Below are 19,462 nucleotides of genomic sequence, written 5' to 3'. Positions count from 1 at the left end.
TCAATTGAGCTTGATAAACCACTTGTCCCGCTCGTCGACGCAGTCGGGCTCGCCCATTTCAAATTCACGGCATATCAAGGGGCGGACTTCATGGATGGGGCACATCATCGCGGGAGTGCGATCGAGTGCTCGCCCATCGGTCAATTGAGCTTGATAAACCACTTGTCCCGCTCGTCGACGCAGTCGGGCTCGCCCATTTCAAATTCACGGCATATCAAGGGCGTACTTCGTAGATGCGGCACATCATGGTGTTGCGATCGAGCGCGGCGCACCAGCCATCTTCCAGCCGGTGCATCACCGGCACTTCACCTTCCCGTTCTTCCACATAGCGATCCGGTACGCCGGTATCGGTAAACAGCATCACCTCGAGGCGGCAGCAGCAGGCTTCGCAGTTCTGGCAGCTCACTTCGGGTCTGGTTGTCTGGGTCATGGCATCTGCCTTGTTCTCATGGGCACGGATAAATATGAAACAGGCGCCGATCCGGCGCCTGTGTCGTGAACCTTAGCCCAGCTTGCGAGCGCGGTAGCTGCGCCCCTTGATCTTGCCTTCCTGCAGCCGCTTGAGGGCGGCGTTCGCCACCTGGCGCTTCACCGCCACGTAGGAGTACTGCTCGGAAATCTGGATCTTGCCCACATCGGCCCCGGCAATGCCGCCTTCGCCAGTCAGGGCGCCGAGGATGTCACCGGCACGCACCTTGCTCTTGCGGCCCGCATCGATGGAGAGGGTCACCATCTGCGGTGCGATCGGTTTGATGTCGCGGCCGATCCCGGTCAGGTCGCCCTGGGGAATGGGGGCCTGCTGGTACTCCTCGATGAAGTTGACGCGCTGGGCCTCGTTCGGCTGGTAGAGGCTCAGGGCCAGACCTTGCTGGCCGGCGCGGCCGGTACGACCGATGCGGTGCACGTGCACCTCGGGGTCGTAGGTCAGCTCGTAGTTGATGACGGCGCCCAGCTCCTTGATGTCGAGACCGCGGGCGGCCACGTCGGTGGCCACCAGGATGGTGGCGCTGCCGTTGGCGAAACGCACCAGCACCTGATCCCGCTCGCGCTGCTCCAGGTCGCCGTTCAGCGCCAGTGCCGAGAAGCCCTTGGCGGCCAGGTGATCGGCCACGTCGTTGCAGGCCCGCTTGGTGTTGCAGAACACCACGCAGGAGCTCGGCTGGTAGTGGCTGAGCAGCCAGCAGAGGGCGTCGAGGCGCTGGCCGGCCGGCACTTCATACAGCTTCTGCTCGATGGCGCTGTCTTCGTGCAGGGACTCCACGCTCACCTCGACCGGGTTGCGCTGCACGCCGCGGCTCATCTGGGCGATCCCCTCCGGATAGGTGGCGGAGAACAGCAGGGTCTGCCGGTCGCGCGGGGCGTGGCTGATGACCCGGTTGATGTCTTCGCCAAAGCCCATGTCCAGCATGCGATCCGCTTCGTCCAGCACCAGGGTCTTGAGGCCGTCCAGCTCGAGGGTACCCTGCTCCAGGTGCTTGAGGATCCGGCCCGGGGTGCCGACGGCGATGTGGGCGCCAAAGCTCAGGGTGGCGGATTGTGGTGCGGTCGGGGTGCCGCCGCACAGGGTGACCAGCTTGACGTTGGGCAGGGTGCGGGCGAGACGGCGGATCTCGGTGGCAACCTGATCGGCCAGCTCGCGGGTCGGGCAGAGCACCAGCGCCTGCACCTCGAGCCGGTTGACATCGAGGTTGGCAAGCAGGCCGAGGCCGAAGGCCGCAGTCTTGCCGCTGCCGGTTTTTGCCTTGGCGATCAGGTCTTTGCCATCGAGTACCAGGGGCAGACTCTGGGCCTGGATCGGGGTCATCTGCAGATAACCCAGGCTGGCGAGGTTGTCCTGCAGGGCGGGGGAGAGGTTCAGGCTGCTAAATTCGTTGTTCACAAAAAGACTCTATATCGGAGAAAACGGGCTGCGCCGTGCGCAAGGGCGCGCATTGTATCAGAAAGCGCTGCCGGGTGTGGCGGATTTTTGAACGACTGGCCGGCGACGGTGGCGGGGCTGCGGCCGGGGAAAAACGGTGGCGGCATGTTGTCCGGCTCGTCTGAAAATACCCCACTGCCTTTCGGGAATCAGCTGAAAGAAGCCGGGCCATTCATCGCAAATAAGATAAACGTTTGTTATTTTGATTTGATTAAATAAATTCGCCGTAAATTTAACCTCACCGCTATGGCGCCATTCGCCAGGTTTTAAATAAATGTGATAAAGCTGTGAAAATAGCCCTTTTAGACAGAGAGGTTTATTTTTAACTAGTTGTTTATTAATGATTTTTATGTTTATTGAACGGTGATTAGATGCTTGCGTGAGCGTTTAATTAATTTAAAAACGTTTGTATTATCCAACATGCATATTTTTACCGCAGATTGTGATGGCTATCTGATTTTTAAATATGCAAATGTCTATGATGGCGCCGGTCAAAAAATTACAAATTACTCAGGTGCTACTGGTATGGAATACGTTCACTTTGTGCTCGGACTCGTGATGGTCCTCGCTCTTGCTTTGCTGGCCAACCGCCACAACTGGAAACAGATCAAACTGCGTTATATCGGCCAACTGCTGGTGGTCGAACTGGCGCTGGCCTGGTTCATGCTGAACTCCGAAGTGGGTCTGGCGGTGGTGGGTGGCTTCGCGGCCGGCTTCACCAAGTTGATGGAGTTTGCCAAACAGGGTACCGACTTCGTGTTCGGCGGCCTGGTCAATGAAGGGGCCTTCTCCTTCTTCCTGATGGTACTGATGCCCATCGTCTTCATCTCCGTGCTGATCGGTATCCTGCAGTACATCCGTCTGCTGCCGCTGGTGATCCGCGGCATCGGTACCGTGCTGGCCAAGATCAACGGCATGGGCAAGCTGGAGTCCTTCAACGCCATCAGCTCCATGATCGTCGGCCAGTCCGAGAACTTCATCGCGCTCAAGAACATCCTGCCGCACCTGAACGAGAAGCAGATGTACACCCTGGCCGCCACTGCCATGTCCACCGTCTCCATGTCCATCGTCGGTGCCTACATGCAGCTGATCGAGCCGCGCTACGTGGTGGCCGCGCTGGTGCTCAACATGTTCAGCACCTTCATCGTGCTGTCGCTGATCAACCCCTACGAGCCGGACAATACCGTGACCGACGCCAAGGCGCTGGCCGAAGGTGACGAGCACCACAGCCCGAAGAAAGAGAACTTCTTCGAGATGCTGGGCGAGTACATCATGGCCGGTTTCACCGTAGCGGTCATCGTGGGTGCCATGCTGGTCGGCTTCATCGCCCTGATTGCTCTCATCAACTACCTGTTCGAGATGGCATTCGGCGTCAACTTCCAGTTCGTCATGGGCTATCTCTTCTACCCGATCGCCTGGATCCTGGGCATCCCGAGTGGTGAAGCGCTGCAAGCCGGCTCCATCATGGCGACCAAGCTGGTGACCAACGAGTTCGTGGCCATGATGGATCTGGGCAAGATCGCAGCCCAGCTCTCTCCGCGCACCATCGGCATCCTCTCCATCTTCATGGTGTCGTTCGCCAACTTCAGCTCCATCGGTATCATCGCCGGTGCGGTGAAGGCACTGAACGAAGATAAGGGCAACATGGTCTCCCGCTTCGGCCTGAAGCTGGTGTACGGCTCCACCCTGGTGAGCCTGCTCTCCGCCGTGATTGCCGGTGTGATGCTGTAATTCAGCCACCCGCTCTCACCATGACAAACCCCTGCCTCGGCAGGGGTTTGTTTTTTGGGTCAACAGCCGGGGGAGCTGGCCTGACGGACCGCTAGCCTGGCCAGTGGGCCCAGTAACCGGCGGCCAGCAGGGTGAGAGTGCAAAAGCCGGTCTCGATAGCGCCGCCGCTTTTGAGCGGCCAGCCCGGCAGCCGGTAGCGGCGCTTGCTGGGCCACAGCAGCGGAATGCCGGCCGGGGTGAGCCAGTCTCCCAGCAGGTGGCTGAGGTAGCCGATGATAAGGGCATCCTTGACGCCGGTGGGCAGCAGTGCGGGAGCCAGGCTCTGATCCAGTCCCCAGATGGCGGCGGCCACCGCCAGCAGGCTGTGGGTGAAGCCGCGATGGCCGAACAGCCGTGACAAGGGTTTCGAGATCCAGGGCAGGCGTTGCCCCAGCACCGACCTGGGGTGGTCGAGGTCCGGCAGCAGGGCGCTGGCCAGTGCGGCAGGAATGGTGTGCCACAGGCTGGCGTCGGCCAGGGCCGGCGTCAGCTGGAGTTTGTGGGCGAGCAGGGTGCAGGTAACGGAGAAGAGCAGGTGCCCTTGGGCGGTCATGATGGCTACGACATGGGGAAAATGGCGGCGCATCTTACCAGTGTCGCGGGCCATTGCAGCAAAAAACCGGGGCCCGATGGGCAGCCCGGTCATTAACTGCGCGGATCTTCCACCTTGGCGTCGGCGGGCACCCGTTTTTTGCCCAGCACCATGGCGCGCACCAGGTCGCTGCGGGTGAGGCGATCAGTCAGGATCACCACGGCCGCATGGACGCCGACGGCGGCCATCAGGGTGTTGGCAATGATGCCGTGCAGCTCCTCCAGCCACTCTTCGCCCCAGAAGGCATCCCAGGTGGTGAGCCAGCCGGTGACGACGGTGCCGACCAGCGACAGCAGCAGCAGCCAGATCATCAGGGCGCCGACCGGGTTGTGGCCGAGGTAGTAGGGGTGACGGCCCTGGGCCAGCTGGCGTAGGTAGTAGCGCACCCGGGCCGGGGTCGGCCACCATTGGCCGAAGCGGGCGTAATGGGGGCCGACCAGCCCCCACAGCAGGCGGATGATCAGCAGGATGCCCACTGTGTAGCCGGCATATTTGTGGGGCTTGCTGCCCTCTTCCAGCACGAAGAAGTTGAGCAGGCAGAGGGTGACGGTGGCCCAGTGAAACACCCGGATGAGGGGATCCCAGACTTTCACTTCAGACGAGGTTGTCATGGTGTGGCTCCATAGAAAGGGCCGGCAGGAGACCGGCCCATGGCCGGATTATTCGTCGATCTCTTCTTTCACTTTCTTCAGGTCGGTCGGGTCGAAGTAGATCTCGACCTTGCGCTTCTCCTTGTCCCAACCGTAAATCTCGTAGCAGTGGGTCTTGGTGACCTTGAACTTCTTGATGTCGTAGCCCATCGCCTTGATCTGCTGCTGGGCGTCGGCTTCGCTCATCCACTTGCTCTTGTCGGCCTGGGTACATTGGGGGTCGGCCAGGGCTGCGCCGCTCAACAGGGGGATCAGTAACAACAGGGGGGTCAGTTTCATTGCTTGCTCCTTGCGGGTGGTTGGGTCAACAGCCACAAGGTTAGGGCACCAAACTTAAGGAAAAATTAAGCACAAGGAGGTAGGAATGAATATCCCCGGCTGGATGCCGGGGAGGGGGTAATCAACTCAGCTTGCCCCGGATGAGCCACTTGTCGAGGGCGTTGGCGAAGCGCTGCTTGTCGGCCGCGTTGAGGGGGGCTGGGCCGCCGGTCTGCACCCCGGCCGAGCGCAGCTCCTCCATGAAGTTGCGCATGCCGAGCCGCGCCTTGATGGTCTCGCGGGTGTAGATCTCGCCGCGGGGATTGAGCGCCTCGCCGCCGGCATCGATCACCCAGGAGGCGAGCGGGATGTCGCCGGTGATCACCAGATCGCCGGGTTTGACCTGCTGGGCGATGACATGATCTGCCACATCGAAGCCCTTCTCCACCTGCTGGGTCTTGATGAAGGGGGATGGGGGCACCCGCAGCCCCTGATTGGCCACTAGCGTGGTCACCACCTGGGCACGGTGGGCGGCGCGGTAAAGGATCTCCTTGACCGGAATGGGGCAGGCATCGGCATCGACCCAGATGGGCATGGCAGGGCTTCCTGTGTCTGAAACGAGTGGCGCATCTTAACACGGCCGGCGCGGGGCGGCTGCCCCGGGGCTGAGTCGGGCCCGGCTTTGGTGTAAGCTGGGCCGATGAACATGAGCGAAAAGGACGAGCAGATGGATCGGGTGCCCAGTGACGTAATTTATGGCCTGACCCTGGATGGCAGGGGTGGCATGCAGCCACTGGTGGCGGGCAGCGAGATACCGGCGCAGCAGCCGGGCTGGCTGCATCTGGACTACGGCAATCCGGAGGCGGCGCGCTGGCTGCTGCAGACCCCGCTGCTCAATGATGCGGCGCGCGAGTCGCTGCTCGGCCAGAGCAATCGCCCCAAGCTGGTCCGGATGGGGGAGACGGTGCTGCTGATCCTGCGCGGCATCAACCACAACAAGGACCACAGACCGGAAGAGATGGTGGCGCTGCGCATCTACATCACCCCGGATCTCATCATCAGCAGCCGGCGCCGGCCGCTGCTGTCGGAGCAGGACGTGTTCAACCAGCTCAAGCTGGGGGGCGGCGCCGATACCCCGGCCGACTGGTTGGTGGAGATCTGCGACGCCCTGACTGACCGGGCCGGGGAGTTCGTCGAGGAGCTGCACGATCAGATCCTGGATCTGGAGGAGATGGTGCTGATGCGCGACCTGCCCGCCAACGGCAGGCTGGCGCTGATCCGCAAGCAGCTCATCATGATCCGCCGCTACCTCTCGCCCCAGCGGGATCTGGTGGCGCGCCTCGCCAACGAGAAGATCAGCTGGCTGGATGAAGATGACCGCCGGCGTCTGCTGGACATCGCCGACCGGCTGCGGCGTTGGCTGGACGATCTGGATGCCGGGGTGGCACGCACCGCCGTGCTGGCGGACGAGATCAACAACCTGATGGCGGAAGCGACCAATCGCCGCGCCTACCAGATGTCGGTGATGGCGCTGCTGTTCCTGCCCGCCAGCTTCCTGACCGGCCTGTTCGGCATTAACCTGGGGGGCATTCCCGGGGCCGAGAGCCCGACCGCCTTCTGGATCTTCTGCGGTTCCCTGGTGGCGCTGGCGACCGGGCTGGCAGTCTGGCTCAAACATCGGCGCTGGTGGTAAGGAGCAGACATGACGACATGGGAATCTTTTGGCGTGACCCTGCTGTTGCTGCTGGGCCACACCCTCATTCGCGGGCTTATTCACAAGAGCCTGCTGGCGCTGGCCCAGACCCGGCAGGTGAGCGAGAACCGGGTGCTTTACGTGGAGCACGTGTTCCACTTCCTGCTCGGCTGCGCCACCCTGCTGATCCTGGCCGGGGTGTGGGGGCTCGACTTCTCGCGGCTGGTGGTGCTGGCCTCCTCCTTCTTCGCGGTGCTGGGCGTCGCCATGGTGGCGCAGTGGTCGATCCTCTCCAACATCACCGCCAGCATCACCATCTTCTTCGCCTTTCCCTACAAGATTGGCGACCGGATCCGCATCCTCGACAAGGATGACTCGGTCACCGGGGTCATCACCGAGATCGGCCTCTTCTACGTGCGGGTGCGCGATGACAACGGCGATCTGGTCACCTATCCGGCCAACCTGATCCTGCAAAAGCCGGTCAGGCGGCTGGAGGGCAAGGGGGCTGAACCCCTGCAACCGGAATGAGAAAAGGCTCCCGCGGGAGCCTTTTTTGAGCCTGCCGATCCCTCAGCGCTCGAAGAAGCGGTAGAGGTGCTCGACCTGGATCGGGCAATCCGCCACCAGGTGCACGTGCTGGCGGGCCTCCTCGACCGAGCCGAAGTAGCGGGGGCAGCCCAGGGTGTCGGTCATCTCGTACAGCTTGCCGTCCTGACCCCTGAACTCCACGATCCAGCCGGGCAGGATGGCGTCCTGCAGGATCTCGGCTTCCTTGAAGGCTTGCTGCTGATAGAGCTGGCGAAGTTCGCTGACTGTCATGACATCCTCCCGTGACGCTTGATGCCACTTCAAGTCTAGTGGCTGCGGTCGGGGTAGGCCGGCTCATTTGGCCGATTTGAGGTGCTCCCAGGCCCAGCGCAGGCGGATAAAGGTGTCGGCATCGCCCCCGCGATCCGGGTGGTGTTGCAGCGCCAGCTCCCGCCAGCGGCGGCGGATGGCATCGGGCTGTGCCCCGGTCGGCAGGGCGAACAGGGTCAGCGCCTCGGCCCTGTGTTCATCCCGCTCACAAGCCCGCCAGAAGCTGCCGAGCAGCGCCTCCACCTCCTCCCGGTCGGTCTGCCAGAACACCTGCCAGTCGAGGTAGTAACTGCGCAGCGCCTCGCCCCGGGCGAGGGCGCTTGCTGCCTCGCGGGTAGTGAGCGGTTCGAGCCGGATATCCAGAGTGCTGATCACCAGCCACCACCCTTCACCATGAACCTCGGCCTGCAGCTGGTAGAGGGCGTTCATGATGAGGAAGTTGAGGCGAAACAGCTGCAGCTGCTCATCTCCCGGCAGGGGTGGAATAACCTCCTGGTGGCGCAGTTCGGCCAGCAGCTCGTGCACCTTGTAGCTGCCGCTTGCCTGCCGCAGCAGTGTCAGCAGTGGGGCCAACAGCGGGTTGGACCGGGTCTCGCTCATGGGGCGGCCGTCTCCTTCGGCGGCTGCAGGGCGATCAGCAGCTCCCCGGCCAGCGGTTCGACGGGGCCGGTGACGATGCGAGGCCGCCCCTTGCCGTCCAGCACGAACAGCGGAATGGCGCCCGGGTTGGCCTCCTGGTACTGAGCCCAGTCGAACGCCTCGCTCAGCCGGGTCGCCTTGATCTGGCCGCCCCGGCTCAGCAGGCCGCTCAGCCGGGCGTAGTTGATGTCGGGACCGAACAGGTTCTGGCGGGCGCGGAAGGTGGTGCTCTCCCGATTGGCCTTGCCGTGCTGCTCGCTGGAGCGCAGGGAGTAGACCTTCTCCTCGCCGTAAAGGTGGGCGAAGTGCAGCACGCCGAGGGCGTTGTTGTGGCGGTTGGGGGAGAGCGCCAGCACGGTACTGATGCTGGTGAGCGGCAGGTGCAGCTCGGCGTGTTCGGATTGCGGGTTGCCGAAGTAGCAGGGCAGGTTGCTCATCCGTGCCTGACGGCAGAACTCCCAGGCCGGATCGCAGAGCTGGACCGGCACCCCCTGATCCGCCAGGGCCCGGCCGATGGCCCGCGCCACCGAGTTGGCCCCGATGATGAGCCAGGTATTGGGGGCGCTCTGGCGCATCTTGAGCAGACCGGCCAGCGGCGCCGAGGTGAGGCTCTGCAGCACCACGGTGGAGATGATCACCGCAAACACCAGCGGCACCAGCTTGTCGGCATCGGGAATGCCGGCCTGGTGCAGGCTGATGGCGAAGGAGGCGCTGACCGCAGCCGCCACGATGCCGCGCGGCGCAATCCAGCCGAGCAGGGCGCGGGCCCGCCAGGAGAGATCGGATCCCCAGGTGGAGACCAGGATGCAGAGCGGGCGCGCCACGAACTGCACCACGCACAGCAGCGCCAGCACCATGGGGCCGAGCTGCCAGAGCTGGGCCAGATCGAGGCGGGCCGCCAGCAGGATGAACAGGGAGGAGATGAGGATGACGGCGAGATCCTCCTTGAAGGCCAGCACCTCCTCCAGATCCAGCCCCTCCTGATTGGCGAGCCAGATGCCAAACACGGTGACCGCCAGCAGGCCGGATTCGTGGCTGAGCCAGTTGGAGAGGCTGAAGGTGACCAGCACCAGCGCCAGCACGCCGAACTTGTGCAGGCTGACCGGCAGCCAGTCCTTGCGGATCAGCAGGGTGGTGAGCCAGCCGGCGCCGCCCCCGATGAGCGAGCCCACCCCCACCGTCTTGGCCAGCGCCAGCAGGGTGTGGCCGATGAGATCCCCCTGACTGCCGAGGCGCACCGCCTCGAACACCAGCACCGCAAACAGGGCGCCGATGGGATCGATGACGATCCCCTCCCAGCGCAGGATGCGGTCTACCTCCCGGGTCGGGCGGATCACGTTGAGCATGGGGGCGACCACGGTCGGGCCGGTCACCACCAGCACGGCGCCGAGTACCATGGCGACCCGCCAGTCCAGCCCCAGCAGGAAGTAACCGGCGCTGCCGATGACGGCGAAGCTGGCCAGCATGCCCACCGAGCAGAGGTTGCGCACTACCTTGCCGATCCCCTTGAGCTCGGCCAGGTGCAGGGTGAGCGCCCCCTCGAACAGGATGATGGCGACCGACAGGGAGACGAGCGGAAACAGCAGGTCGCCGAGCAGGGCGTCGGGGTCGAGCAGGCCGCTGACCGGGCCCAGCAGCAGGCCGGTGAGCAGCAGAAACAGGATGGCGGGCACCCGCAGCGACCAGGCCAGCCACTGGGCCAGCACTGAGACCAGGGCGATCCCGGCCAGGGAGAGAGCAATCATGCAGACCTCGATTAAGGCGATGAACCTGGAGGAAGTGTAGTGGGGAAGATGGTCAGATTGACACCAGCCGGCGGCGGGAACAAGGGGGTAAGCGGATCACGCGACAGCGGGCGTCACGGGGGCATGGCCGCGGGATAAGGGCGGGGTGTGGCCGCTGGCTGCGGCCACCAGCCGGATTAGATGGGGCTCTCTTTGTGGAGTTCGGTGACACAGTCGGCCACCGCCAGCACCAGCGCCGAGCGCACCACCTGATCGAGCCGGTTCAGCTGCATCTGGTAGAAGGGCCAGTCCTCCTCGTTGGCGGGGGCCTCCTGCGGCATCATGCCGCCCTGGCTGACGCCGTGCAGACGTGCCAGCAGATCGCGGATCGGTTTGTCGCTGAAGCGGTAATCCTTGGGGTCGCGCACCAGAAAATCGCGGATCTTCAGGTAAGCCTCGAGATCCTGATAGCGTTCGAGAGAGATGAGGCCGAGGGCGAAGATGAGTTTGAGGCGCACCTCCAGCTGGCCGAGGGGGCCGCTCTGGTTGAGCAAGGGTTCGATGGCGTATTTGACGGCATACTCCTCCTGACGGAACGCGCGTCGCATCAGAGAGTCGACCGCCTCTTCCAGGATGGTCACGACCTCGAGAAAGAAGCCGCGAGGGCCATCCTGCTCGTTCAGTCGCTCCAGTACTTCATCTTCCTGGTGTGTGGTCATAAGTGCATTGGGTCCAGCTGACAGGGAGAGAGTGGGCCTCTCTCCCGGTTTTTATCGTATGAGGCGCTTTGGTGGCTGGCCTTAGTGGGCCGGCGGCGGCGCCTCATCAGGTCACTTCAAATTGCCATAACGGGTGACGATGGCGCTGACGATGTCGCTGTCGGCAGCCAGGCCGGTGATGCGAGCCAGAGCCTGGGCCGGGCCCAGCTCCGCCAGCAGCTGTTGCAGCTCAACCGCCTGCGGGTCATCGGCGTTGCGATAGTGCAGCGCCGCGGCGATCCCCTCCTGCAGGTGATCGCTCGGCAGGCCGTACTCCAGGGTGCCGAGCAGCGGCTTCACCAGCCGATCCCCCGCCGCCAGCTTGCGCAGCGGCTGACGACCGACCCGGTCAATCTCGTCCACCAGATAGGGGTTGGCGAAACGGGCCAGGATCTTCTCGATGTAGGCGGCGTGCAGGCGCGGGTCGAAACCGTAGCGTTGCACCAGCACGGCGCCGCTCTCCTCCATGGCGCGGCGCACCTTGCTGCGGATCAGCGGATCCTCGATCGCCTCGCGGATGGTGCGATAGCCCCTCAGCTTGCCGAGGTAGGCGGTGACGATGTGGCCGGTGTTGAGGGTGAACAGCTTGCGCTCGACGAAGGCCATCAGGTTGTCGGTGGGCTCCATGCCCGCCACCTGCGGCAGCTCGCCCTTGAACTGGGTCTGGTCGACGATCCACTCGCTGAAGCTCTCTACCGTCACTTCCAGCGGATCATCGTTGGCCGCCGCCGGCGGAACGATGCGGTCCACCGCCGAGTCGACGAAGCCGATGCAGGCGTCGAGGGTGGCATGATACGCGACCGGCAGGTACTTGAGTACCTCCTGCTTGAGATGGCTGGTGCCGCGCACCATGTTCTCGCAGGCGATGACGTTGAGCGGCGTCAGGTTGCCGGCATCGAAGCGGGCCTGCAGCCCCTTGGCCAGGGTGCTGGCAATTTTGTCCAGAATGTTGGGGCCGACCGCGGTGGTCACCAGATCGGCGGTGATGATGCGGGCGATCACCTCGTGGCCGGCGGAGCTCACCGCCGCCACGTTGCGCACCACGTCCAGCTTCTGATCCGCTCCCACCACGTGCACCTTGTACTCCTGGCGGTGGTTGAGCTGGTCGATCAGGGTCTCGTTGACGTCGGCGAAAGTGACCTGGTGGCTGGCGTCAGCCAGCAGTTTGCCAATGAAGCCGCGACCGATGTTGCCGGCACCAAAATGCAATGTTTTCATTATATTAACCTCTTGAACCAAAGACGATGAAGGACGATCAGGCAGCCTGTTCGGCACCCAGCAGATCCAGGAACTCCTGGGGATCCTGGGTGCTGGCCAGCCGGTCGATGAGGCCGGGTTCGTCCAGTGCATTGGTCAGGCGGGTTATCACCTGCATGTGTTCGTCGTTGCGGGCGGCGATGCCGATCACCAGCCGCGCCACTTCATCGGCCGCCTCGCCGAAGGCGACCCCGGCCGGGTATTGGCAGATGACGATGCCGGTGCGCTTCACAAACTCCTTGGCGGCGATGGTGCCGTGCGGCACGGCGATGGATTCGCCGAGGTAGGTGGAGACCAGCTGTTCGCGCTCCAGCATGGCGTTGACGTAGTCAGGCGCCACGTAGCCCCGCTCCGCCAGCAGCTTGCCGGCAGCCCGGATGGCGGCCTCCTTGTTGTCGGCCTTGAGCCCCAGGTGCACGTCATGACGGCTCAGGGTGAACACTTCGGCGACCTGCGGCTCGTAGCTGTCGTCGTTGGCGGCCACCAGCAGCTGCGGGTTGGCGACGTCATCGTTGGCGGCCTGGGTCAGGCTCTGTACCAGCTCCTGATAGAGACCGTTGTCGAGGAAGTTGGTGAGCGAGATGTGGTGGGCGTGCGGCGCGTGGCGACGGGCCCGCTCGGTCAGATCCTTGTGGGTGATGACCCAGTCCACCTGATCGTCGAGCTGATCGATGGCGCGGTTGGTGACGCTGATGTCGAGGCCGGCGGCCTGCACCCGCTTGCGCAGCAGGCCGGCGCCCATGGCGCTGGAGCCCATGCCCGCATCGCAGGCGACCACGATGTTGCGCACCGCCATCAGTTCATCGCCCGGCTTCTTGGCTGCTGCGGTCTCAGGCTTGGCGCCCTTCATGGCTTTCATCTTGCGGGTGGCTTCACCGAGGGCATCGGCCTCGTCGGCTTCCGGCTGCTGGGCACGCACGAACACGGCGGCGACCAGGAAGGAGACGGTGGTGGAGGCGACGATGGAGAGCAGCACCCCGATGAGGGAGGCTTTCGGCGTCATCAACAGCACGGCGAAGATGGAACCCGGTGAGGCGGGGGAGACCAGACCTGCGTTGAACAGGGTCAGGGTGAACACCCCGGTCATGCCGCCGGCGATCACCGCCAGGATGAGGCGCGGGTTCATCAGCACGTACGGGAAGTAGATCTCGTGGATGCCGCCGAAGAAGTGAATGATGGAGGCTCCGGCAGCGGACTGCTTGGCGGCGCCGCGACCGAACACCATGTAGGCCAGCAGCACACCCATGCCCGGGCCCGGGTTCGCTTCGATCAGGAAGAAGATGGAGCGGCCGTGCTCGGTGGCTTGCTGGATCCCCAGCGGCGAGAAGATGCCGTGGTTGATGGCGTTGTTGAGGAACAGGATCTTGGCTGGCTCAACGAAGATGGAGGTGAGCGGCAGCAGGTTGTTGTCCACCAGGAAGCCGACGCCACCGGCCAGTACGCCGGAGAGGACCTTGACGAAGGGGCCGATCACGAAGAAGGCGAGGATCGCCAGCAGCATGCCGATGAGGCCGGCGGAGAAGTTGTTGACCAGCATCTCGAAGCCGCTCTTGACGCGGCCTTCCATCGCCTTGTCGAAACGCTTGATGGCCCAGCCACCGAGCGGGCCGACCATCATGGCGCCCATGAACATGGGAATGTCGGTCCCTACGATGACGCCCATGGTGGTGATGGCACCGACCACGCCGCCGCGCTCACCGCCCATCAGCTTGCCGCCGGTGTAGCCAATCAGCAGCGGCAGCAGGTAGGTGATCATGGGGCCGACCAGCTTGGCCAAGGTTTCGCTCGGCAGCCAGCCGGTGGGGATGAAGAGGGCGGTAATAAAGCCCCAGGCGATGAAGGCGCCTATGTTGGGCATGACCATATTGGACAGGAAGCGTCCAAAATTCTGTATCTTGACTTTGGTATCCGGTGATAACATGTCGGGACCCCGTTTTAAGCCTGTTTGATTAAAAGTGGTAGTCGGGCTGGCCGGTTTTGCCGAACCGCCATCCCTGTCGTCTAAGCAACTTCAATCTACCAGCTTGTGATCAAATTAGGCTGAAAACGGGGTGTCTTGTGACGCAGCTCTCAAATACCCCGACCTACCCCCTCCCTTCATAGTGATGTCGATCACATTCACTCTCTGTATTTCGGCTACATTTCGATCTTTGCTGCCACCAGTATCGTTTTTATGTGATGTGAATCACCTTCTGTTGTTTGCGCAAACCCGATGTCAATGTGATCCATTTCTCATTTCTATTATTTGTATTCAATTGGAGCAATTCGCCTGACCTGAAAACTGAGGGTGTTGACGATGGATTGCTTGAATCAATATTCAAATAACCAATGAATCAATTATTTTGTAACCCACTTTCAGTTTTTCATGATCTCCTTCAGCCGCAGAGCCGACGCATCAGCCACTCCAGCGGGCCTCGCTCGAAGCGCAGGCTCCAGAGATTGGCAAACAGCAGCGCCGCCAGGGCGAAGAGGCTGGCGGCCAGCACCACCTCGGGCAGATCCTGCCCCTGCAGCCAGCCGATGGCCTCGAGTACTCCCATGCCGAGCATGATGTGGGCCAGATAGAGGGTCAGGGTCTGCCGGCCGACCGGCAGCCACACTCGCCACCAGCGGGCCTCGGGCAGGGCGCGTCCCAGCCAGAGGCAGAGGGCGATCAGGGTACTGGCCGCACCCATGCCGAACAGCAGGTAGAGCGGCGCCGGGGGAATGGGCTGGGTCGCCAGCAGTAGCGCCAGCTCGGGGTTCGGCAAGAGGGTCGGCAACCAGAGCGACAGCCCCTTGGCCAGCGCCATGGCACTCACCCCGCCGGCCAGCAGCCAGCGCTGGGTGACCGGATTGGCCAGAGATTGGCGGCTCAGCCAGAGGCCGTAGAGCAGAAAGCCCAGCCAGGGCACCACTGGGTGCCAGCCGTTGAACAGCAGATTGCGGATGAAGCCGGCCAGGGTCCAGAACTCGGGATAGCTGAAGCTGTGCCACTGCCAGCCCCGATCGTAATCGAGCAGGAACAGCAGGCCGACGAAGCTTGCCGCCAGCAGCGGGATCAGAGCCAGCAGCCAGGGGGAGGGAAGCCGGAGACAGCAGGCCCCTAGCAGAAAGTAGATGGCGTAGTAGTGGATGATGTCGGCCGGAAACACCAGGTAGTTGAGCAGCCCCACGATCAGCAGGAACAGGGCCCGCCTGGCGGTATGGCTCATGGCCGCCGACCACGCCAGCTTGCGGGTCGACAGCCCCAGCCCGATGCCGGCCAGCACCACGAAGCTGGCGGCGGAGCGCCCCTCCAGTGCATCCAGCAGGGGCTTGAGCCAGGTCGGCCCCCCCGCCAACACCCCCATGGCGATGCGAAAATTCACCAGCACCATGCCGAGCAGGGCCATGGCACGGGCCAGATCCAGTCCTTCCAGTCGATTGTGCGGGGTCGTCATGGTGGTGGCTCCTTGGGGTGATCAGCGGGCCGGGCCCAGCAACTGGTCCAGCAGGGACGGCAACCTTTGTTCCACCGGTGTCTGCTCTGGATGCAGGGCCAGGGCGTGGCGCACCGACTGCCCCTCCAGCGCGTCCAGCAACAGCTGGGCGGTGAGATCCGGCAGCAGGTGTGCGGCCAGCTCCCCCGCCTGCTGGCCACGGCGCACCGTCGCCGCCAGGGCATCGCACAGCTGGCGCTGGTTGCTGGCGAAGGTGGCGGCCATCTCGGGGTGGCGGGTCAGCTCGGCCAGGATCTCGGTGCCGAGCAGCAGGTTCTCCGGGGTCAGCGACCAGGCGAGGTAGCCGGCGGCGAAGCGGGCCAGCGCCGCCCGGGCCGGCCCCTGGACCAGCTCATCCAGCAGGGGTTGCAGCTCGGCCGCCTCCAGCGAGGCGATCAGGGCGATCAGTTCTTCCTTGCGGGCAAAGTGGTTGTAGAGGTTGCCGAGGCTCACCCCGGCGGCGGCGGCGATGTCGCGCATGCCGGTCTGGTGGAAGCCTCGCTCGATAAAGCAGCCGAGCGCCGCCTGGATGATCTGCTCGCGCCGTTGCTCCAGCCGCAGGTTGTTGGTGGTCATGGGGATGCCTCTTGCCTGAAAATTTACAATGAGCGAACGTTCGTTCATTTATGGGGTCACTCTATGCTCGTGGCGAGCAACTAGCAAGCTCGGGGCGTACAAAAAGTGATCGTCGGACTCGGCGCGCGGCATGGCCCAATAAAAAAGCCCGCAGAGTGCGGGCTTTTGCAAGGTGGGGAAACCTGGCTTATTCGGCCTTGGGCGCCTCGTCGGCAGGCGCGGCATCAGCCTCGCTGGTGGGGGCGACCGGGGCCGGGCCCGGCACCAGCTCCACCGCCGGCTTAGCGATGAGGGAGCGGGTCTCTTCCACCGCTTCGGTCAGCTTGACCTCGATGATCTGGCCGAGCTCGTAGACCACCTCGGTCTTGTCCAGATAGACGCGGCCGTTGTCCCAGTTGCACTCCAGCCGATCCTTGTTGTCGAGGATATGGCGGGCGGGCATGAACACCACGGCGCCGTTCTCGCGCAGACGCAGCTTGAGGCCGGCGCGCATAACGTCGATGATCTCGGCGTTGAACACCTTGTCGGTGCCGGCATCGGCCTTGAGGTAGCGGACATAGAGCCAGTCGCCGATGTCACGCTCCACCATGCGGTGCAGACGACGGCAGGCGGTCAGGTGCTCGGTGAGCTCCAGGCTCGGGCGCTCACCCGGGGTCTTGCCGGCGATGACGGCTTTCAGCAGGCGATGGTTGACCATGTCGCCGTACTTGCGGATCGGTGAGGTCCAGGTGGCATAGGCATCCAGCCCCAGGCCGTAGTGGGCACCCGGCTCGGCGGACATCAGCGCATAGCTCTGGAAGCGGCGGATCTTGCCGTCCAGCCAGCGGGTGTCGAGGTTGTCGATCCAGCGACGCAGGGCACAGAAGCCGGACAGGCTGGCGATCTCTTCTTTCTCGAACGGGGCCTCGGCGCTTTTCAGCAGATCGATGGCGCCGTCGAGGGACTCTTCGTCAAAGCCGGTGTGGACGTTGAAGATGCCGTAGCCGACCTGCTTGCCGAGCACGCGGCCGGCACAGATGTTGGCGGCGATCATCGACTCTTCCACCATGCGGTTGGCGATGCGGCGCGGCTCGACGTGAATGGCCAGCACTTCGCCGTTCTCGCCCAGCTCGAAGTCGTAGTCGGGACGATCCGGGAACACCAGGGCATGTTCGGTGCGCCAGGCTATGCGCGCCTCGGTCATCGCCTTCATCAGCGGCAGCTGGGCCAGCACGCCGGCGTCGATATCCAGCTGTTTGCCGTGTTCGGCCCAGTCGGAGACGTCGTCATAGGTGAGACGGGCGTGGGAGCTGATGCGGGCGGCGAAGAACTCGGTCTCTTCCAGCAGCAGGCCATCCTCGGCGATGAGCAGACGGGCACACAGGGTGTTGCGCTCCTCGCCCTCTTTCAGGGAGCAGAGCTCGTCGGATAGGGTGCGCGGGATCATCGGCACGTTGCGGCCCGGCATGTAGACCGTGAAGGCGCGCTGGGCAGCTTCCTTGTCCAGCTCACTGCCCTCGGCCACGTAGGCGGTCGGGTCGGCGATGGCCACCAGCAGCTCCCAGCCGTTGTCCAGTTTGCGGATGGCCAGGGCATCGTCCATGTCCTTGGTCTTGGCGCCGTCGATGGTGAAGAAGGGGGTCGCGGTCAGATCGGTGCGCGGCAGCTCTTCCTCTTCGATCACCTTCCACTCCGGCAGATCTGCCGGCTCGACCTGGGCCAGGTTGTGGCGCGCCAGCACCACCCACCAGGGTACGTTGTGATCTTCCTGCGAGGCGATCTTCTGGGTGATCTCGGCAGAGAAGTTGCCGTCCACCAGAGCGTGACGCTTGAGGGTGGCAACCACCCAGTCCCCTTCCTTGAACTCTTTCTCGTCCAGCCCCTTCTTGACGCGGGCCTTGATGGCATCCTTGATCAGCGGGTGATCGGCGACCACGTTGAGGCGGTCGCGGAACATCTTGACGCGGGCCACGAAACGGGTGACGGACTGCTCCAGCAGGGCATCCGGCTCGGCCACTTCCTTCTCTTTTTCGGTGCGGATCAGGGCGCTCACCCGGTCACCGTGCATCACCTTCTTCATGTAGGGAGGCGGCACGAAATAGCTGGTCTTCTCATCGACCTCCAGGAAGCCGAAGCCCCGATCGGAGGCGCGGATCACACCCTCTTTCTTGGGGATGTTTTCGCGGATTTGTTGCTTGAGCTGGGCCAGCAGCGGATTGTCTTGGAACATAAGTGAGGAACCTGAAGTGGAAAACCTGGGTGGAGACCTGATGACGGATCGCCCAGCACTATACGTTTTTACCCCTCCAAAGCCAAGGTGAATGGCCGGTTCAGCCGGGTTGCAGTGCCCGGCGACCCTGCTCGATTAGGCGTTGGGATATCTGTTTGTGCAGCCCCCGTTCCAGCACCCAGCGGTGCCAGTAGAGCCGCTCGACCAGATGCTGGTCCGGGCTGAGATCGAGCAGGCTGCCCTCCGCCAGCTGGCGGCGGATCTGCAATTCCGGGATCAGGCAGCAGGCCAGTCCCTGTTCAGCCATGGCGACGAAGGCCTCGGACGAGCGCACCGTGTGGCAGGGGTAGCCGCCGGGCTCCAGCCCGAAGTGGCGGGCCATGTAGCTGACGTGCATGTCGTCGCGCTGATCGAAGGCCACCGCCGGCGCCTTGGCCAGCGCCGCCAGGGTCAGCCCCTGCGGGAAGTGGCGGGCGACGAAGGCGGGGCTGGCGGTGAGCAGGTAGCGCATCTCGCCGAGCTCGTCGACGCAGCAGCCGGCCAGCGGCTGGCCGTGCAGGCTGACGGCGCCGAACGCCTGCCCCTCGCGCACCCGATCCAGGGTGCGGCTCTCGTCATCCACCAGCAGGTTCAGCTCGATGGGGTGCTGCTCCAGCAGCGGGGCCAGGGCCGGCAGAAACCAGGTGGCCAGGCTGTCGGCGTTGACGGCGATGCTGACCCGGATCGGCGCCTGCGGCTCGGCGGGGGAGAGTTCGCCGGCCAGTTCCAGCTCCAGCTGGCGCACCTGACGGTAGTGGGCCAGCAGCTTCTGCCCGAGCGCGGTGGCCTGCAGCGGCTGGCCGCGGATCAGCAGCGGCTCGGCAAACTGCTGCTCCAGCTGCTTGATGCGTTGGGAGATGGCGGACTGGGTGATGTGCAGGCGCTGGGCGGCCCGCTCGAAGTTCTGCTCCTGCATCACCGCATCCAGCGCCAGCAGCAGCTTGTAATCCAACGCCTTCATCAGCATGCCTTATCAACAGAGGGAATTGAGAAGGGATGCTACTCAAGTGGTGGCGGGAGAACAACCGGAGATCGCTGAAAATGTCGGCAGACCAGGCGT

Annotated in this window: 19 protein-coding genes and 1 pseudogene; 4 read left to right on the top strand and 16 right to left on the bottom strand. The window is 63.7% G+C overall.

Features of this window, described 5'->3' with window-relative positions; translation table 11 throughout:
* Positions 1-140 precede the first annotated feature (140 nt).
* Both OKC44_RS11795 and dbpA read right to left on the bottom strand, forming a co-directional pair.
* Positions 141-430: pseudogene (locus OKC44_RS11795) on the bottom strand (YkgJ family cysteine cluster protein).
* Positions 431-502: 72 nt separating this feature from the next.
* On the bottom strand, positions 503-1,879 hold the full coding sequence (gene dbpA / locus OKC44_RS11790; RefSeq protein WP_270812969.1) for an ATP-dependent RNA helicase DbpA: 1,377 nt from the start codon (positions 1,877-1,879) through the stop codon (positions 503-505).
* A gap of 87 nt (positions 1,880-1,966) precedes the next feature.
* On the opposite strand from dbpA, the gene OKC44_RS11785 reads away from it, so the two are divergent.
* Complete coding sequence (locus OKC44_RS11785) at positions 1,967-2,137, top strand: hypothetical protein (RefSeq protein ID WP_270812967.1); 171 nt, start codon at positions 1,967-1,969, stop codon at positions 2,135-2,137.
* A gap of 306 nt (positions 2,138-2,443) precedes the next feature.
* Positions 2,444-3,649, top strand: a complete 1,206-nt coding sequence (locus OKC44_RS11780) for a NupC/NupG family nucleoside CNT transporter (RefSeq protein WP_270812965.1) — start codon at positions 2,444-2,446, stop codon at positions 3,647-3,649.
* Between the two features lie 91 nt (positions 3,650-3,740).
* Here OKC44_RS11780 and OKC44_RS11775 read toward each other — a convergent pair whose 3' ends face one another.
* From OKC44_RS11775 to OKC44_RS11760, 4 genes are all read right to left on the bottom strand, one after another.
* Entirely contained in the window at positions 3,741-4,241 is a 501-nt protein-coding gene (locus OKC44_RS11775) for a metal-dependent hydrolase (RefSeq protein WP_270812963.1), read from the bottom strand.
* 92 nt (positions 4,242-4,333) lie between these two features.
* Complete coding sequence (locus OKC44_RS11770) at positions 4,334-4,891, bottom strand: cytochrome b/b6 domain-containing protein (protein WP_270812961.1); 558 nt, start codon at positions 4,889-4,891, stop codon at positions 4,334-4,336.
* A gap of 48 nt (positions 4,892-4,939) precedes the next feature.
* The gene (locus OKC44_RS11765; RefSeq protein WP_102989550.1) at positions 4,940-5,209 is read right to left on the bottom strand and encodes a PepSY domain-containing protein; all 270 of its coding nucleotides are present in this window, start codon (positions 5,207-5,209) and stop codon (positions 4,940-4,942) included.
* Positions 5,210-5,330: 121 nt separating this feature from the next.
* A complete protein-coding gene (locus OKC44_RS11760) occupies positions 5,331-5,783 on the bottom strand; it encodes a YaiI/YqxD family protein (RefSeq protein ID WP_011704516.1) in 453 nt (150 codons plus the stop codon).
* Between the two features lie 105 nt (positions 5,784-5,888).
* Here OKC44_RS11760 and zntB point away from each other — a divergent pair, with 105 nt between their 5' ends.
* Together zntB and OKC44_RS11750 are read left to right on the top strand one after the other, a co-directional pair.
* Positions 5,889-6,881, top strand: coding sequence for a zinc transporter ZntB (gene zntB / locus OKC44_RS11755; RefSeq protein ID WP_029301878.1), 993 nt, complete (start codon positions 5,889-5,891; stop codon positions 6,879-6,881).
* 9 nt (positions 6,882-6,890) lie between these two features.
* The gene (locus OKC44_RS11750; protein WP_043162330.1) at positions 6,891-7,409 is read left to right on the top strand and encodes a mechanosensitive ion channel domain-containing protein; all 519 of its coding nucleotides are present in this window, start codon (positions 6,891-6,893) and stop codon (positions 7,407-7,409) included.
* A 42-nt stretch (positions 7,410-7,451) separates the two neighbouring features.
* On the opposite strand, the gene OKC44_RS11745 is transcribed toward OKC44_RS11750, so the two are convergent.
* The 10 genes from OKC44_RS11745 to OKC44_RS11700 all read right to left on the bottom strand — a co-directional run bounded on the left by OKC44_RS11745 (position 7,452) and on the right by OKC44_RS11700 (position 19,363).
* Entirely contained in the window at positions 7,452-7,700 is a 249-nt protein-coding gene (locus tag OKC44_RS11745) for a hypothetical protein (protein WP_011704519.1), read from the bottom strand.
* 63 nt (positions 7,701-7,763) lie between these two features.
* Positions 7,764-8,339, bottom strand: coding sequence for a DNA-J related domain-containing protein (locus OKC44_RS11740; RefSeq protein WP_270812957.1), 576 nt, complete (start codon positions 8,337-8,339; stop codon positions 7,764-7,766).
* Positions 8,336-10,123: a cation:proton antiporter gene (locus tag OKC44_RS11735; RefSeq protein WP_270812954.1), complete on the bottom strand. Its 1,788-nt coding sequence runs from the start codon at positions 10,121-10,123 to the stop codon at positions 8,336-8,338. Before OKC44_RS11735 ends, OKC44_RS11740 begins: the two co-directional genes overlap by 4 nt.
* A gap of 176 nt (positions 10,124-10,299) precedes the next feature.
* On the bottom strand, positions 10,300-10,821 hold the full coding sequence (locus tag OKC44_RS11730) for an MltR family transcriptional regulator (protein ID WP_005308438.1): 522 nt from the start codon (positions 10,819-10,821) through the stop codon (positions 10,300-10,302).
* 111 nt (positions 10,822-10,932) lie between these two features.
* The gene (locus tag OKC44_RS11725) at positions 10,933-12,078 is read right to left on the bottom strand and encodes a mannitol-1-phosphate 5-dehydrogenase (protein WP_016349320.1); all 1,146 of its coding nucleotides are present in this window, start codon (positions 12,076-12,078) and stop codon (positions 10,933-10,935) included.
* 37 nt (positions 12,079-12,115) lie between these two features.
* Positions 12,116-14,038: a PTS mannitol transporter subunit IICBA gene (locus OKC44_RS11720; RefSeq protein WP_270812952.1), complete on the bottom strand. Its 1,923-nt coding sequence runs from the start codon at positions 14,036-14,038 to the stop codon at positions 12,116-12,118.
* Between the two features lie 454 nt (positions 14,039-14,492).
* On the bottom strand, positions 14,493-15,539 hold the full coding sequence (locus OKC44_RS11715; RefSeq protein WP_270812949.1) for a DUF418 domain-containing protein: 1,047 nt from the start codon (positions 15,537-15,539) through the stop codon (positions 14,493-14,495).
* A 21-nt stretch (positions 15,540-15,560) separates the two neighbouring features.
* Positions 15,561-16,154, bottom strand: coding sequence for a TetR/AcrR family transcriptional regulator (locus tag OKC44_RS11710; protein WP_139749443.1), 594 nt, complete (start codon positions 16,152-16,154; stop codon positions 15,561-15,563).
* A gap of 187 nt (positions 16,155-16,341) precedes the next feature.
* Positions 16,342-18,363 (bottom strand): exoribonuclease II, encoded by a 2,022-nt coding sequence (locus tag OKC44_RS11705; RefSeq protein ID WP_029301884.1) that lies wholly within the window; start codon positions 18,361-18,363, stop codon positions 16,342-16,344.
* Between the two features lie 100 nt (positions 18,364-18,463).
* Positions 18,464-19,363 (bottom strand): LysR family transcriptional regulator ArgP, encoded by a 900-nt coding sequence (locus OKC44_RS11700; RefSeq protein WP_011704527.1) that lies wholly within the window; start codon positions 19,361-19,363, stop codon positions 18,464-18,466.
* Between the last annotated feature and the right edge of the window lie 99 nt (positions 19,364-19,462).

It is taken from the genome of Aeromonas sp. S41-2 (genome assembly GCF_027705845.1).
In the GTDB taxonomy this organism is placed as follows: domain Bacteria; phylum Pseudomonadota; class Gammaproteobacteria; order Enterobacterales; family Aeromonadaceae; genus Aeromonas; species Aeromonas hydrophila.
Note: the sequence above shows the minus strand (reverse complement) of the source record. Positions and strands in the feature narration are given on the sequence as shown.